The sequence below is a fragment of the Geomonas sp. genome, from assembly GCF_035254065.1.
In the GTDB taxonomy this organism is placed as follows: Bacteria; Desulfobacterota; Desulfuromonadia; order Geobacterales; family Geobacteraceae; genus Geomonas.
This window is the reverse complement of the sequence record NZ_DATFBA010000200.1, coordinates 15,206-29,968: the sequence shown is the minus strand read 5'-3', so window position 1 is coordinate 29,968 and position 14,763 is coordinate 15,206. Positions and strand designations below refer to the sequence as shown.

General features: G+C 60.4%; 13 protein-coding genes. 8 read left to right on the top strand and 5 right to left on the bottom strand.

The genetic code is table 11. The features are described from left to right. The 4 genes from VJ604_RS09610 to VJ604_RS09595 form a co-directional block, all read left to right on the top strand. A partial coding sequence (locus VJ604_RS09610; RefSeq protein ID WP_518517909.1) for an iron-sulfur cluster-binding protein occupies positions 1 to 120 on the top strand: 120 nt, incomplete at its 5' end. 2 nt (positions 121 to 122) lie between these two features. Then, positions 123 to 1,040, top strand: a complete 918-nt coding sequence (locus VJ604_RS09605; protein ID WP_324081972.1) for a dihydroorotate dehydrogenase — start codon at positions 123 to 125, stop codon at positions 1,038 to 1,040. Beyond that, complete coding sequence (locus VJ604_RS09600) at positions 1,040 to 2,074, top strand: KamA family radical SAM protein (protein ID WP_324081970.1); 1,035 nt, start codon at positions 1,040 to 1,042, stop codon at positions 2,072 to 2,074. The genes VJ604_RS09605 and VJ604_RS09600 overlap by 1 nt, the downstream gene beginning before the upstream one ends. 504 nt (positions 2,075 to 2,578) lie before the next feature. Continuing rightward, positions 2,579 to 2,971, top strand: a complete 393-nt coding sequence (locus VJ604_RS09595; protein ID WP_324081968.1) for a TraR/DksA family transcriptional regulator — start codon at positions 2,579 to 2,581, stop codon at positions 2,969 to 2,971. Between the two features lie 44 nt (positions 2,972 to 3,015). Here VJ604_RS09595 and VJ604_RS09590 read toward each other — a convergent pair whose 3' ends face one another. The 3 genes from VJ604_RS09590 to VJ604_RS09580 all read right to left on the bottom strand — a co-directional run bounded on the left by VJ604_RS09590 (position 3,016) and on the right by VJ604_RS09580 (position 6,760). Next, the gene (locus tag VJ604_RS09590; RefSeq protein WP_324081965.1) at positions 3,016 to 4,107 is read right to left on the bottom strand and encodes an AAA family ATPase; all 1,092 of its coding nucleotides are present in this window, start codon (positions 4,105 to 4,107) and stop codon (positions 3,016 to 3,018) included. A gap of 64 nt (positions 4,108 to 4,171) precedes the next feature. Continuing rightward, positions 4,172 to 6,082: a SpoIIE family protein phosphatase gene (locus VJ604_RS09585; protein ID WP_324081963.1), complete on the bottom strand. Its 1,911-nt coding sequence runs from the start codon at positions 6,080 to 6,082 to the stop codon at positions 4,172 to 4,174. Between the two features lie 135 nt (positions 6,083 to 6,217). Continuing rightward, entirely contained in the window at positions 6,218 to 6,760 is a 543-nt protein-coding gene (locus tag VJ604_RS09580) for an HD domain-containing protein (protein WP_324081961.1), read from the bottom strand. A 218-nt stretch (positions 6,761 to 6,978) separates the two neighbouring features. Between VJ604_RS09580 and VJ604_RS09575 the strand changes: the two genes are divergently transcribed. Beyond that, positions 6,979 to 8,388: a sigma-54-dependent transcriptional regulator gene (locus VJ604_RS09575; RefSeq protein WP_324081959.1), complete on the top strand. Its 1,410-nt coding sequence runs from the start codon at positions 6,979 to 6,981 to the stop codon at positions 8,386 to 8,388. Between the two features lie 13 nt (positions 8,389 to 8,401). On the opposite strand, the gene gptM is transcribed toward VJ604_RS09575, so the two are convergent. Then, positions 8,402 to 9,730, bottom strand: a complete 1,329-nt coding sequence (gene gptM / locus VJ604_RS09570) for a geopeptide radical SAM maturase (protein ID WP_324081957.1) — start codon at positions 9,728 to 9,730, stop codon at positions 8,402 to 8,404. A gap of 485 nt (positions 9,731 to 10,215) precedes the next feature. Between gptM and VJ604_RS09565 the strand changes: the two genes are divergently transcribed. The 3 genes from VJ604_RS09565 to VJ604_RS09555 are packed head-to-tail and all read left to right on the top strand — an operon-like array spanning position 10,216 to position 14,422. Then, a complete protein-coding gene (locus VJ604_RS09565) occupies positions 10,216 to 11,949 on the top strand; it encodes a TonB-dependent receptor plug domain-containing protein (protein WP_324081955.1) in 1,734 nt (577 codons plus the stop codon). Next, on the top strand, positions 11,937 to 12,788 hold the full coding sequence (locus VJ604_RS09560) for an ABC transporter substrate-binding protein (RefSeq protein ID WP_324081953.1): 852 nt from the start codon (positions 11,937 to 11,939) through the stop codon (positions 12,786 to 12,788). The genes VJ604_RS09565 and VJ604_RS09560 overlap by 13 nt, the downstream gene beginning before the upstream one ends. Then, complete coding sequence (locus tag VJ604_RS09555; RefSeq protein ID WP_324081951.1) at positions 12,788 to 14,422, top strand: ATP-binding protein; 1,635 nt, start codon at positions 12,788 to 12,790, stop codon at positions 14,420 to 14,422. The genes VJ604_RS09560 and VJ604_RS09555 overlap by 1 nt, the downstream gene beginning before the upstream one ends. Here VJ604_RS09555 and VJ604_RS09550 read toward each other — a convergent pair. Continuing rightward, on the bottom strand, positions 14,363 to 14,695 hold the full coding sequence (locus VJ604_RS09550) for a hypothetical protein (RefSeq protein ID WP_324081949.1): 333 nt from the start codon (positions 14,693 to 14,695) through the stop codon (positions 14,363 to 14,365). The two genes, VJ604_RS09555 and VJ604_RS09550, sit on opposite strands and share 60 nt — an antisense overlap. Positions 14,696 to 14,763 lie beyond the last annotated feature (68 nt).

Sequence of the window (14,763 nt, the reverse complement as noted above, 5' to 3'; positions counted from 1 at the left end):
GTGGGGGCCTGCCTGGGCTGCGTCATGAAAGGGGCCAACCACACCGACGAGAACCCCGATTACCGCTGTGTCTGCAAAGACGGCCCGGTCTTCGACAGCTTCGAACTGCTATGGAGTTAGTGATGCAAAAACCCGACATGTCCGTGGAAATCGCCGGGATCAAGATGCGCAACCCCGTCATGACCGCCTCCGGTACCTTCGGCTACGGCTCGGAGTTCGCCGACTACATGAACCTCGAGAGCATCGGCGCCATGATCTCCAAGGGGCTTTCCCTCAAACCCAAAGCCGGTAACCCGACGCCACGCATCGTGGAAACGCCGGGGGGGATGCTGAACGCCATCGGCCTGCAGAACGTGGGGGTCGACGCCTTCATCTCCAAAAAGCTCCCCTACCTGAAGGATGTGGCGACGCCGGTCATCGTGAACCTGTACGGGAACACCCTGGAGGAGTACGGCGAGGTGGCCAGCCGGCTGGATGGCCAGGATGGGGTCGCCGGTATCGAGGTGAACATCTCCTGCCCCAACGTCAAGCAGGGGGGGATCGTGTTCGGGACTGACCCGAACGCCGCCCAGGAGGTGGTACGGCTGGTGAGGAAGAACACCACCAAGCCGGTTATCGTCAAACTCTCCCCCAACGTGACCGACGTGGTGTTGATGGCCAAGGCCTGCGCCGATGCCGGCGCCGACGCCCTGTCCCTGATCAACACCCTGACCGGGATTGCCATCGACCTGGACCGCCGCCGTCCCGTGCTCGCCAACGTCACCGGTGGCCTTTCTGGCCCCGCAATCAAGCCGGTTGCCCTTCGCATGGTCTGGCAGGTCGCCAAGAACGTGAAGTTGCCGATCATCGGGATCGGCGGTATCATGAACGGTCGTGACGCCCTAGAGTTCATCCTGGCCGGCGCTACCGCCATCCAGGTCGGCACGGCAAGCTTCCTCGATCCTTCTGCGGCCCAGCGGATCGCTGAAGAGATGGAAGCCTACCTGACCGAGAAGGGAATCCCGTCAATCGCCTCCATGATCGGGGCGCTCGAGGCCTGATGGAAAAGTGGGAGAGAAATCTCGCGAGATGCATAACCAGCCCGGAGGAGCTTTCCGGGCTTTTTCGTCTCGACGGCGCACCACTCTCAGAGGTGGTGCGGCGCTATCCCATGCGGATCACCCCCTATTACCTCGGGCTGATTGCTGAGGCGGGTGACGCCATCTGGCGTCAGTGCGTGCCGGATCCCGCTGAACTCGCCGATCATTGCCAGTCGCCGGACCCGCTCGACGAGGAGCGACTCTCTCCGGTGCCCGGACTGATCCACCGCTATCCCGACCGTGTGGTCTGGATCGCCTCCTCGGCCTGCGCCGTGTACTGCCGTTTCTGCATGCGCAAGCGGGGGGTCGGCTGTGCCGGCATGGCACCCGCCAACCAGGACGACGCCATCGCCTACATCGCCAGCCATCCCGAGATCAGGGACGTGATCCTTTCCGGCGGCGACCCTTTGCTCCTCGCCGACGAGCAGATCGAAGGGATCCTGGCCAAACTGCACCGGATCCCGCACCTGGAGATCATCAGGATAGGGACCCGCACCCCCGCCACCCTTCCCGAGCGCATCACACCGAAACTGGTGCGGATGCTTAAGCGCTACCATCCCCTCTACCTAAATACCCACTTCAACCATCCCAGGGAGATAACTCCCGAAGCCGCCAAGGCCTGCGGCATGCTGGCTGATGCCGGGATCCAACTGGGCAACCAGACCGTGCTGCTTAAAGGGGTCAACGACGACCCGGGCGTGATGCGGGACCTGATGCGCAAGCTGCTGGCCATTCGGGTGCGCCCTTATTACCTGCACCAGATGGACCTGGTGAAAGGCACCGCCCACTTCAGGACTCCCGTCGCCAAAGGGGTCGCCATCCTCGAGGCGCTGCGCGGTCACACCTCTGGCTTGTCCGTTCCGCACTACGTCATCGACCTCCCCGGCGGCAAAGGAAAGGTCGAAGTCCCTTCCGGCCGCGTTATCCGCAACGGCTCTCAGTTGCTGGTCCAGAATTACCTTGGCGAGACCATCTGTTATCAGGACATTCCCTGATTTGTCCCCCTCTGCAGCTCCCCTCCGGTTCCACACCTACCATCGCTTAATTCGCCGCTTCCGCTCTTAGATCCACCAGCTCGGCAGTTCTTGTCGACCTCCCCGCACTCTCCTTGGACTGCACGAGGTCCATCGGTGCTAAAATGGAGTTGGAGCGGATGGGGACGGCAACAGGCCGTTTCCTATCAGCCATACCGTCAGCAAAAATACGATATACTAGTGGCTGTCCAGACTGCCGACAGTGAAGGAGGCAATATGAGAAGGCTTTCCATCGAAGAGCAAATTCGGAAAGATCGGCCGGTTATCAACACCGTGCAACCTCCGGCTTGTGCCGTGTGCGGGTCCGACCTGGAGTTGGATAAAGAGAGCGGGCAGTACCTGTGTCCGACCTGTGACGCCGACGATGCTCGGTGAGTGATACAACGAAGGCTGTAACCGCTTCACCATCGGCTGTCAGCGTGACCAGACGATGGGAATCTCGTGCGGGGTGGAAGGAGGTGCGGCATGGCAGCTAGATTGGCTGGGGACGAGCTCGAGTTGAGGGACCTGCTGGTAGAGCACAAGCGGAAGCTGTGGGCGGATTTGAGACAGGAAATCTTCGACCGGGCCGGCGAAGAGATCCACAGCCAGTACGACATCCCCCAGGACGTCGGTGAGCAGAGCATTCTGGACCTTCTCTCCGACGCCGGTCTGGCGGTGGCCGATATCCGCCGCAGCCAACTCACTCAGTTGGAGGAGGCGGAGAGGCGTCTGGAAATGGGGACTTATGGCAGGTGTGAGTCGTGTGGTGAGCCGATCGGTTACGAGCGGTTGCGGCTGGTCCCCTTCACGGCGTACTGTGTGGAGTGCCAGAGGCAGCAGGAAGGACCGGCGAAAGGGCCCGGTACCACCTTGTAGCGGTTGGCCAGCTGTGGGCCCTGTGGGCCAGGAGCGGCGCCTGCTTACAGCAGGGCGTCGACCGCCTGGAAGTCGAAATGCTGCTCCGCGTTGGCCATGATCCAGTCAAGCTTCTCCTGGTCCTCAAAGGTGATCTTGGCCACGTCATCGGAGAGCGCAGTGAAAACGTCGGCGGTGGTCTCTTCAACCCGGATGTAGGGAATATTGCTGTCGTGGACGATCTGCTGGCTGATTTCAGAGACCGGACCGTGCCCCGCTATCACCAGGCCGGCGATCTTCTCCTTGTACGCCGGGATGTGGTACAGCGAAGAGAGGGTGACGATCAACTCGTCCCGGGAACTGGTCACTATCATCAAGGTGGAATCTTCCAGGCCGTCGATAACCCGCTGCGAGGAGGCGGCCCCCAGCTGGATGTTGTGGATGATGCGGCTCTTTTCGTTGAGATCGCCCTGTAGTGGCAGGTCGAACAGCTTGGAAATGTGACCGAGGGTGGGGTTGGCGAGAATAGGGGAGTAGTTGAACCCCTCTATCACCTCGATATTGGAAGACTGGAAGGCCTGCTTCAGATACTTGCGGGTCAGCTCCTTTTTGCTGGGGATCAGCTTGTTGACGATGATCCCTCTCACGTCGGCTCCTTCGCGCTGGTAAAGCGCCAGGTTCAGATGGACCGCGTCGATCACCTTCCCGATGCCGCTTTCGGTGACGATCACCACCGGTGCCTCGATTAGCTTGGCCACCTTCGCATTGTTCAGCCCAACCACTGCGCCCACGCCGCCGTGGCCCGCCCCCTCGATGATCAGGAAGTCGTATTTCTCCTCCAGTTCCCGTACCGCCTCGACGATGCAGTCCGACAAGGAGAGGTCATCCAATTTTCCCGCCAGGTAGTCCTTGGTGAAATCTTTGTGCAGCGCGACGGGAGACATCAGGGCGATGTCCTTTTCCAGCCCGAAGGCCCGCGCCATCAGCAGGGCGTCCATGTCCACCATCAGGTCATCGTAGAGAAGCACCTTCGGGCCAAAGGGTTTGACGAAGCCGACTCTTTTGTACTTCTTCCTTGCCTGGTGCATCAACGAGATGCTGATGGTTGTCTTGCCGCAGTTTTGCCCGGTCGCCGCCACAAAGATTTTCTTCGCCATTGCTGATTCACCTCGCTGGAATGGCGTAATGTTTACACATTGCAGCGGGTTTGGTCAAGTAAAGTCACAAGAATTTGATGAGAAAGAGCGACGTGTCATCCTGCAAGGAGGTGGTCCCGCTGAAGCGGTGGACTTCATCCACCACAGCGGTAAGGATTTCGGCGGCGGAGCGGTTATGGTGGGCGGCGAGGAGATCGCGCAATCGTTCGGTCCCGAACAGCTCGCCCCCTTTCCCCTCGGCCTCCACCAGTCCGTCCGTGTAAAGGAGGAGGAGGTCACCTCGCTTGGTCTGGACGGTCGACTCGTCGAAGGGGATACCCTTCCGCACGCCAAGGATGAGTCCCTCGGCATCGAGTTCCTCGAAGGACGAGGTCGCCGGGCGGTACAGCAAGGAGGGTGGATGCCCGGCGTTCACGTAGCGAAGCCTTCCCCCCTTCCTGTCCAGGCTCAGGTAGGTCATGGTGATCAGCAACTCCGCCCGGGTCAGGTCGTCGTACAGAAGGTCGTTGAGTGCCGACACGACCTGGCCGGGGGTGTGCAGCGAGTGGAGCTTGGCCCGCAGCACGCTGCGCGTCTCAACCATGATGAGGGCTGCACCGACGCTATGGCCGGAAACATCGGCGATCACCAGGTCCAGCCGGTCACCGTGCGGGAAGAAGTCGTAGTAATCTCCTCCCAGATGGGTGGCGGGGAGGCAGCGCCCGGCGCAGTCGATGCCGGGGATCCGGGGCGGGGAGGGGGGGAGCAGGGACATCTGGATCTGCTTGGCGATCTCCATCTCCTTCAGGATGCGGGTGTTTTCCATCATGGCCCGCTCCGCCAGCTTCCGCTCGCTAATCTCCTGGTTGATGCAGATGAAGTGCCGGATAACGCCACCGTCATCGGCCACAGGGGTGATGGTCTGTTCAACCGGGTAGAGGGTGCCATCCTTACGGCGGTTGAAGTGCTCCCCCTGCCAGACCTTGCCGGCTTCCATGGCGGCCCTGTGTTCAGGATAGCACTCCGGCGCGAGGACCGCTGAGTTCAGGAAATCGAGGTCTCGCCCCTGCGCTTCCTCCTCCTGGTACCCGGTCATCCTGGTGAAAGCCTGGTTAACCCAGATGATCACCCCATGCCGGTCGGTGATCACGATAGCGTTGGCCGCGGCCTGCAGCGCCGCGCTCTGCAGCCTGAGCGACTCCTCTGCCCTTTTCCGCTCGGTTATATCGGAGATGAGGCCGTCATAGGCGGTGAGTTTGCCCTGGTCGTTGTAGCGGGGGACGATGGTGTTGATGACCCAGCGGATCGACCCGTCCTGATGGCGGATCCTGTGTTCGAGCGAGGGGATGTCCTTGCCGCTGCAGATCTGGTCGGTGAGGCTGGTGACCGCCGCACGGTCCTCCTCGTAGATCATCTGGTACCAAAGGAGAGGGTTTTTCTGGTAATCCTCGGAGCGGTAGCCGGTCACCGGCAGGCAGCCGGGGCCGTGCGAGGTCTTGAGGACGGTGCCGTCCTTGATGGTGACGGTGTAGATGTAATCGGTGACGGCGGAGACCAGTCTCTTGTATCGCCGCTCGCTACGGGCCAGGGCGGCTTCCGCCTCCCGGCGTCGGCGCCTGACCTCAGCCTCCTGTATTTCACGTTCGATGGCGGGGACCAGCCGGGAGAAGTACCCCTTGATGAGGTAATCGTTGGCCCCCTCTTTCATGGCGCTGATCGCGGTCCCTTCGCCGATCTTGCCCGAGACGATGATGAAGGGAAGGTCGAGTCCGCACTGTCTTACCAGTTTCAACGCCTCCAGCCCGCCGAAACCCGGCACAACGTAATCGGAGATCACCAGGTCCCAGCGCTCGCCCTCCAGGGCAATCTTCATGCCGTCAAAGGATTCGACCCGCTTGAAGATTGGTGAGTAGTTGGCGTTGCGCAGCTCGAAAACCAGCAGCAGCGCGTCGTCCTCCGAGTCTTCCACGATCAGTACGCGAAGCGGTTTTCCCATCGGCGACACCATCTGTTTGGAAAGGGGGGCTGGCAGCCCTGGTAGGTGCGGGCTGGATGCGGTCAGGCAAAAACGGTGCTAGTATAGCACACTTTTGCGCGCAAACCTGCTGAGGGAAGGGGAGGTGAGGTGGGCTTAAAAGGGGAAGTCGCTTAACCAGCCGTCGAAGATGGCGACCTTCTCGGGGCCGAACTTCAGAAGCTCGCCTCTGACTTGGTCGATGCTCTTCTCCTGCTCAAGTTCTCCGAGCTTTTTCGAGAAGAAAAGGTCTGCCAGCGCGATGATCCGCTCGTTGACGGTGGCGGGAGACATGTCCCTGGCCGGCAGGGGGAGCTTTTGGCCGGTGACGTCGGCTGCCGTCAGTCCGACACCGATGTGTCTTTCGCATACCAGGGCATGCCGGGGGAGCCCTTCGGCCTGGAGGATGTCGCGGCCGATGATGCCGTGACAGATGTAGGGGGAGGAGCCGAAACAGTGGAGTTTCGGCGCGTGCACGCGGCTGACCCCGATGTCATGCAGCAGGGCGGCCTCCTCGATGAAGGGGAGGTCGGCATCCAGGCTGGCTGTGCGGGCGATTGCCAGGGCCTTGTCGGCGACCTTGCGACTGTGCTGGTACACGATTGCCAGGGCTTCTTTGTTTCCTGCGAAGTACTTCTCGAGAAGGGCTCGTGCGGTCAAATCTGTCTCCTGTTCACTGGGCGCTTCGAAAAGAATAAGCTTATTCGACGATTGTTGCAATATCTAACGCGTTTTCCCGGTTGGCGTCGGCAGGGGGCACCAACGCGCCGTGCTTCGTCTCCGGGAAAAAAGTCTCGCCCCGTTAAAAAGGGTTGAATATATCCCCTGCTCGTATATATTGTTGGAATTTCTTTAACGTCCTTTCCGGGGTGGCGCAGATGCTAGTCCAATCGGTCAACGAAAAACACATGCTCGTGGTGGATGATGAAGTGGGGATCCTCACCGAGGTTTCCCTGCTGCTCGCCTCCAGCGACATCCAGAACGTCACCACCATCTCAGACAGCACCATGGTGATGGACTTCATCCGGACGCACCAGGTCAGCGCGGTGATGCTGGACTGGATGATGCCCAAGATGAGCGGCTCCGAGGTGCTGCAGTCGATAGCCGCCGACTATCCCGAGATTCCGGTCATCGTGATGACCGCCATGGGGGACGTGGAGACCGCCGTGGCGGCCATGAAGCAGGGGGCCTTCGATTTTCTCGCCAAGCCGGTGGACCCCAACCGGCTGGTTGCCAGCGTGAAGAAGGCGCTGCAGGTGAGCGATCTGGGGAATCAGAACAAGATCCTCAAGGACTACCTGCTGGCGGACAAGCTGCGCAATCCGGAGGCCTTCGAAGGGATCGTGACCAACTCGAAGAAGATGCGCGGCATCTTCCAGTACATAGAGGCGATTGCCTCCTCCAGGCTGCCGGTGTTGATCACGGGAGAGACCGGGGCGGGGAAGGAACTGCTGGCGCGCGCGGTGCACACCGTCTCGCGAGTCAAAGGGCCCTTTGTCTGCCTCAACGCCGCCGGCCTGGACGACATGATGTTCTCCGATACCCTCTTCGGGCACAAAAAGGGTGCCTTCACCGGGGCGGACACCGCCCGCGACGGCATGATCGCGACCGCAGCGGGGGGGACCCTCTTCCTGGACGAGATCGGGGACCTCAGCATGGCCTCCCAGGTCAAGCTACTGCGCCTTTTGCAGGAGAAGGAGTACTACCGGATCGGCTCTGACCTGCTCCTTAAAAGCGACGCCCGCATCATCGCCGCTTCCAACGTGGACTTCGCCGCCCTGAGGGCGGAGGGGAAGTTCCGCCACGATCTGTACTTCCGGCTCTGCGCCCACGAGTTCCACATCCCGCCCTTAAGGGAGAGGGTCGAGGACATCGGTCCGCTGGTGGCTCACTTTTCCCAACTGGCCGCCGAAGAGCTGGGCAAATCGGTCCCGGCGGTGGGGCCGGGGCTGATCGCCTCCCTCCAGCAGTGCCCCTTCCCGGGTAACGTTCGCGAACTCTACAATATGGTGCACCACGCGGTTACCTGCAACGAGACCGGTATCCTGACCAACGCCGACTTCGGGCTGAAGGCCTCTATTCCCAAGAGCCCCGCTGCACAGCCGGCACTGGACGCCGATAACCCCTTCCTGGCGGTGTTCGGAAAGTTTCCCACCGTCCTGCAGGCCGAGGAGTACCTGATCGCGGAGGCGATGAAGCTTACCAACGGCAACCAGACGGCGGCCGCCGAGATGCTCGGTCTGGCCCGCCCCACCCTGAACAAGCGGTTGAGGCAGGACCGGCAGTGAGGGAGATGGGAAGCTAGATGGAGTAGTCGCAGGCGACCGGCTGGGGTGGGGGAGTTTCCTTGCAGACGGGGCGAGGGATGTTTTCCAGCACCATCCTTTCCAGAGCTGCGTCATAAAACTCGCGTCGGCAATCGAGGGTACCGATCGGCCGGTCGTTCAACAGGTTCAGGAAACGGCAACCGCCAAAGCAGATGGGAAGGTAGGGGCAGTCCAGGCATTCCTCGGCCTTCCAGTTGCCGATGGCGTGGGACTGCCGGTAGTCGGCCATGCCCTCTGACAGGGTGCCTATGCTCATGCCGGGATATGCCATGAACGCCGGACATTTGTAGAGGGTGCCGTCGTAGTTGACCACCACGTTGTCTTCGAGTTCCACGATGCACGCCGAGGCCTTCAACTTCTGGGGGCGAAACCCGCGCGCCTTTATCTCCTGCCGCAGGTAAGGGATCGCTTCCATGAGCCACGGTTCGCTGGACGAGGCGCAGTCGGAGCCGTGTTCCGCGCAGCCGGCTTTGGGGGTGACCGGGGTGAAGATCACGCCGGCCAGTTTCTGCGGGTCGACGCCGGCCTCCAGCAGGTGGTCCAGCAACCGGGGGAACTCACGGTAGTTTTCCTGGCGGCAGTTGCCCCCCAGCAGGATGGGGACGATGTCCTGAATGGCGACCACGTTGTCGATGATGCTGTCGAAGCTTCCCGCCCCCGAGGTGAAAGGGCGCTGCCGGTCGTGTATCTCGCGTGGGCCGTCCAGGGTGAATTTCGCCCCCTTCAGGCCGAGCGGGATAAGACGCAGGGCCATCTCCCGGTTCAGGAGGGTGCCGTTGGTGATCAGGTCGAAGCTGTAGTTCACCCCGTTGGCTTCGGCTCCCTCCAAAAGCGGCAGGGAGATGAACCGGATCAGGTCCTCCGCCAGCAGAGGCTCTCCACCGTAGAAGGTGAGGTTGACGTCGACCCCGGCCGAGATGTGGTCCCTCATCATGCGATCGACCAGCAGGGAAGCCGTGGCTTCACTCATGTACTGGCTTCCCCGGAACTCCCCCTCATAGCAGTATTCGCAGGCGAGGTTGCAATCCAGGTTCAAGACGGCCACGGCCCGGAACTTCGATTTCCTCGCATTCACCCGATCCAAAAGGGTGCGCATCTGCTCCCGCTCCACGCTGGGGTGGTCAACCAGCATGCCGAGTTGCTGAAGGGTTTCCGCTTCGGGGCCCAACTTGGAGCCGCTGAGCACGGCGCTCAGAGTGGTGCCGGAAACAAAAGCAGTAGAGGAGCGCAGGGTGGAATAGAGAAGGAAATAACCAGGCTTGTCCTGCGAGGGGTAGATCTTCAGATAACGTGACAGATTCATGGGTGGACCTTAACGATGACCCGGATGCCGGTGGGTAGGAGGGGAGGGGGTGAAATACAATTTGGGATGCGCCGGTTCTGGCCGAGGCATCCCAAAGGCATAAGGTCTAGTTGCTCAGATAAACAATGAAAGAAGAAATGCAGCAAGACATCTCGGTGAACTCCGGGTTGTCCCCGGCCTCGATCACCACTACGCCGTTTTCGAATTCTGCCATTGGTATCACCTCCTTTTTAATTGATTATTTCTTTTTCTGGACTTCGAGTTGAACGTGTGTTAGATTAACACTCGTTTATGTTAAATGCAATCTTTTTTCGATTGAAATGTAAATTTTTTTTCATGGGAGCGGCGCCTTGAAAATTGAATGGTGGAGGAGGGCGCAGGCCGGCGGTCTGCCGATGTGGGGCCTCCTCGTTGCCCTTGTTGGCCTCGTTGGCCTATCTGTTTCTGTTTCCCCTGCACGTGCGGAGGAGGACGAGCTACGTTCCTTGGAACTCTACAACGGTTCGCAGGTAGAAACCGTTTCGATCGGGCGCGCCCCACGACCGGCATCGCAAACGGCGGAAAACGTCACCGTGGTGACGGCCAAGGATATCGAGGCTCTCAATGCCCACACCCTAGCCGATGTCTTGAACCTGGTGCCCGGTGTTCAGCTGGAATTTATCCGTACCCCGGGCACGGTGACCAATATATTTGTACAGGGCTCCAATTACAATCACATTCTTGTCCTGATCGACAACGTTCCTATCAACAACCTCGCCGACAACTTCCCCGATATCAGCTCGGTCACGGTGCAGATGATCGACCGGATCGAAATCGTGAAGGGCGCTGCCTCCTCATCATGGGGAAATGCCCTCGGGGGGGTCATTAACGTCATCACCAAGAACCCCCAAACGGAGCGCCCGACAGGGGGCACCGCTTCGGTTTCCGGCGGCAAGGCCGCCACCATCGACGGGCGCGGGGAGGTCACCGGCACTGTCCACGATTTCGGTTACTATCTGACCGGCGGTAAGCTCCGTTCGGACGGCCTGGAGCCCAACAACGGAGTGGACCTCAACCATTTCTACGGCAAGGTGCGCTACGATCTTCCCAACCAGGGCTTCCTGGTGGCGACCGGCTGGCTCAGCGATAATTCGCAGGGGCAAACTCAGATTTCTGAAGCAGGCATCAACGCCAATTCAGATGTGACCCAGTACCTTGCAACCCTCTCCGCGCAGTACCCTCTCACCGATCGCTTCACTATCGACGCCATGTTCCGGACGAGGCACCTGAATTCCGACGTCGTCTACAGCATCATCGACAATGGCGTCGCTGTCCAGGACACCAAGGACCAGGAACACAGCTATGGTGGCGTATTCAAGGTCTCTTATCTTGATGACCTGCAGAGGTTGGTTGCTGGTGTCGATTACGACTACATGTCGGTGCATCTAAGCCAGCCGCTGAGACAGGCAGACATTTCCAGGCCCAGCGACGACCGGATCGGGGTCTACCTCAACGACACTTTCACCCTCGGGCGCTTTGCCGTCACACCCAGTGTACGCTACGACCACTCCCGCATCAGCGGCAACCAGTTCAGCCCCAGCTTCGGCATCACCTACGCCTTGACCGACAACAGTGTGGTGAGGGGATACACCGCCAAGGGGTACAGCATCACCTCCCTCACCCGGTCCGATTCGCTGGAGGACGTCTGGACCTCGCAGGTGGGCATCGAATCAGCGGATGTCCCTTATCTCTGGCTGAAAGGAACCCTCTTCCGAAACGAAACCGGCGACATCACCCATGTCAACTCCTTGGGCGTCAAGTCTAAGCAGAGGCAACTGAAGCAGGGGGTGGAGGTGGAGGCCCGGACGACGCCGGTCTTCTTCACCTCACTCTCCCTCGGCTACACCTATATCGACGCCAAGGACCGCGACACCGACGCCGTCTTGCAGAACATCCCCAAACACACCCTGGACCTGGGGGTGAAATACGAGGACAAGCACCACCTCCGCCTCCAGTTGACCGGGCACTACATCAACTGGAACCTCGATACCGAAACCGATTCCCAGTACCGCTCCATCATCTGGGACCTCCATCTCGGCAAGCGGTTCGACCTTTCAGAGAACTTGTCCATCGAGCTGTTCGGTTCGATCAGGAATCTTTTCAACGGCCACCAGTACGATTCTTCGCTATTCAAGAATCCCGGCCGCTGGGCAGAAGGAGGGATCAGATGCGCATTCTAAGATCCCTTCTGATTGCCACCATCTTGATCGTTCCGCTGCCCGCCATGGCCTACGATATCCTCATTCTGCAGTCGCTGCATGAGAAAGGATACGAGGAGGCGGTGCGGGGCATCAAACGGGAATGTCAGGCCAGCATCAGGACAGTGGTCCTTTCCGACTACGCCGAAACCGACGTCACCAGGCTCATCCGCGAGGAACATCCGCGGCTTGTAGTGGCGGTCGGTGACCGCGCCTTGGCCGTTGCCGACAAGGTGCGAGGTATACCGCTCCTCTACATGATGGCACTCAACCCCAAGCCGAGGCAGAAGGCCGCCGGCGTCGCCATGCTGCTCGACCCGTCCCGCTACCTCACGGTCTTCGAGGAGATCGGGGCGAGAAGAGTAGGGGTGGTCTACGATCCTGCCAGGAGCGGAGCGTACCTGAAGCGCGCCCAACAGGCGGCCCGCCGAAGCGGCATCGACCTCGTGTTCAGGGAGGTGCATTCGCCCAAGGAGACTCCCGGCATGCTGGAATCCCTGCGTGGCAAGGTTGACGCGCTCTGGATGATACCGGACGTTACCGCGGTGTCGCCTGCCTCCACCGAGGCCTACTTCCTGTTCTCGCAGTCGCAAGGGGTGCCGGTGGTTACCTTCTCGGATGTCTACCTCTCCATGGGAGGGGCCGTTGCCTTGAGCATCGACCGTTTTGACATCGGTAAACAGCTCGGCGAGATGGCGGAGAGCGTGCTGACCGGTACCTCCATCGACGACCTTTCCTCCCAGCCCCCGCGCCGGGTGCTGATCAAGACCAACGACGGGGTGCTGCGCCGGCTCAAGATAAGCAGCGGACTGGGGGGCTAGTGAAAAAAAACTCGTCGCTGTCCTCATACATGAAGGGGTTCCGGTTCAGGCTGTACCTCATCTCCACCGCGACCATTGCCCTTCTGACCGCAGCCTTCGCCTCTATCTACGTGATAACGGAGATGAACGGCTACCGCAGTACCTTAGAGCGAGAGGGGAGGCTGCTGGCGACGATCCTCGCCCAGAACGCCCGGCTACCTCTGTTCGCCGAGAACCGGGAGGCGCTGTCCCTGTTGGCCAGTTCCACTGCCCGGCATCCTTCCATCCTCTTTGTCTCCATCAGTAACGCCGACGGCAAGCTGCTCACCGAGGCCTCCAACCGCAAGGCCGATGTCGGCGATGCCATCGATATGGACATCCCCATCACCTCCCCCGGCGCGGTAATGTCCCCGGATGCCGTGCTGCTCGGACGTGCGCCGGTCGACGACAAGCGAGTGATCGGCCACGTCCACCTGCGCCTGGATACCTCGGGGGTGCGCGAGCAGCTTAAGAACCTGCTGGTGGCGTCGCTCGCCATCGGTACCCTGTTCTGGATCAACGTGTCGCTCCTTTGCTACCAAATCCTGAAGCGGGTCACCTACTCCTTCAAGAAGCTGCTGCATGGCATCGAGGAGATAGGTTCCGGCCATCTCTCAACCCGTGTCGAACTCGAGGGTGACGACGAGCTGGCCAGGGCCGCCAACGCCATCAACGCGATGGCTGCCTCTCTGGAACTGCGCGAGCTGGAGAACCTTTCGCTGCAGGAGGAGCTGCTCAAAGCGATGAAGCTCGAGGTCCAGGAGGAGAAGAAGCGGGTGATGGCGCGGCTCATCCAGACCAACAAGATGACCTCGCTGGGGCTTCTGCTCTCCAGCATGGCCCACGAGATCAACAACCCGAACGCCTCGATCCGTTTCTCCGGCCACATGATCTCCAAGATCTGGGCCGACGTGGTGCCCGTTCTGGACCGCGTCCGGGAAGAGGAGGGGGATTTCTACCTAGGCGGCGTCCCCTTCCAAACCGCCCGTACCGCCCTTTCCGACAATGCCGTGAAAATCGTGGAGAACTCCGAGCGGATCGCCCGGGTAGTCCAGGGACTCAGGGAGTACGGGGTTGGGGATGGCAGCCGGGTGAGGCCGGACTTCAACGTGAACGACGCGGTTTCGGCCGCGCTCTCCGTGCTCGCCTGCCAGATGAAGCAGAACATCCAGCTGCGGACCTCGCTGGGTAGTGACCTCCCTTCCATCTCGGGGAGCCAGCAGCAGATCGAGCAGGTGCTGATCAATCTGATCATGAACGCCATGCAGGCTCTACCCAACGCCTGTGGCGAGGTCGATGTGACGACCCGTTATGAGAGGGGAAGCGATGAGGTGCTGGTGGAGGTTAAGGATACCGGCGCCGGCATCAGCCCCGACATCATGGAGCGGCTCTTCGAACCGTTTTTCTCCACCAAGCTTGATCGGGGGGGCAGCGGACTGGGGCTCTACATCTCTCAGTTCATCGTTGCGGAGCACGGCGGGCGCCTGCTCCTCTCTTCCGAACCGGGCAAAGGGACCCTTGCCCGGCTGGTCATCCCTGTTAAATCGGCTCCGAAATCACTGGGTGAGGTGGTCGCCGCCCAGGACGAGCAGCATGCCGCCAATCCGGTCCATTAGGCTGGCCAGCGCCTCTCCTTCGCAGTTCCCCCCGCAGATCCTGCGCATCTGGGAAAGAAGCCCCTCAAATTGGTCCTCTCCGCAGAGCGTACCCTCGGCATCCTTGGGGACCACCTCATTGAGCAGCAACCTCTTCATTTGAATCAGCTGGATCTCCACCCGAAGCTTCTTGATGGTCGGCATGTCGCTTTGTTTGAGCAGCTGCAGGCACTGGTTGATGATGCTGTACTGGTAATCCATGTGGTTGCCCCTTGCGCGGAATTTGGAAAACACCTCATGGTTTTCAACAATCGTGCCAACCATTTTCTCCCTGCGCTCAGTTAAAAAAGACGTAGTTTTAG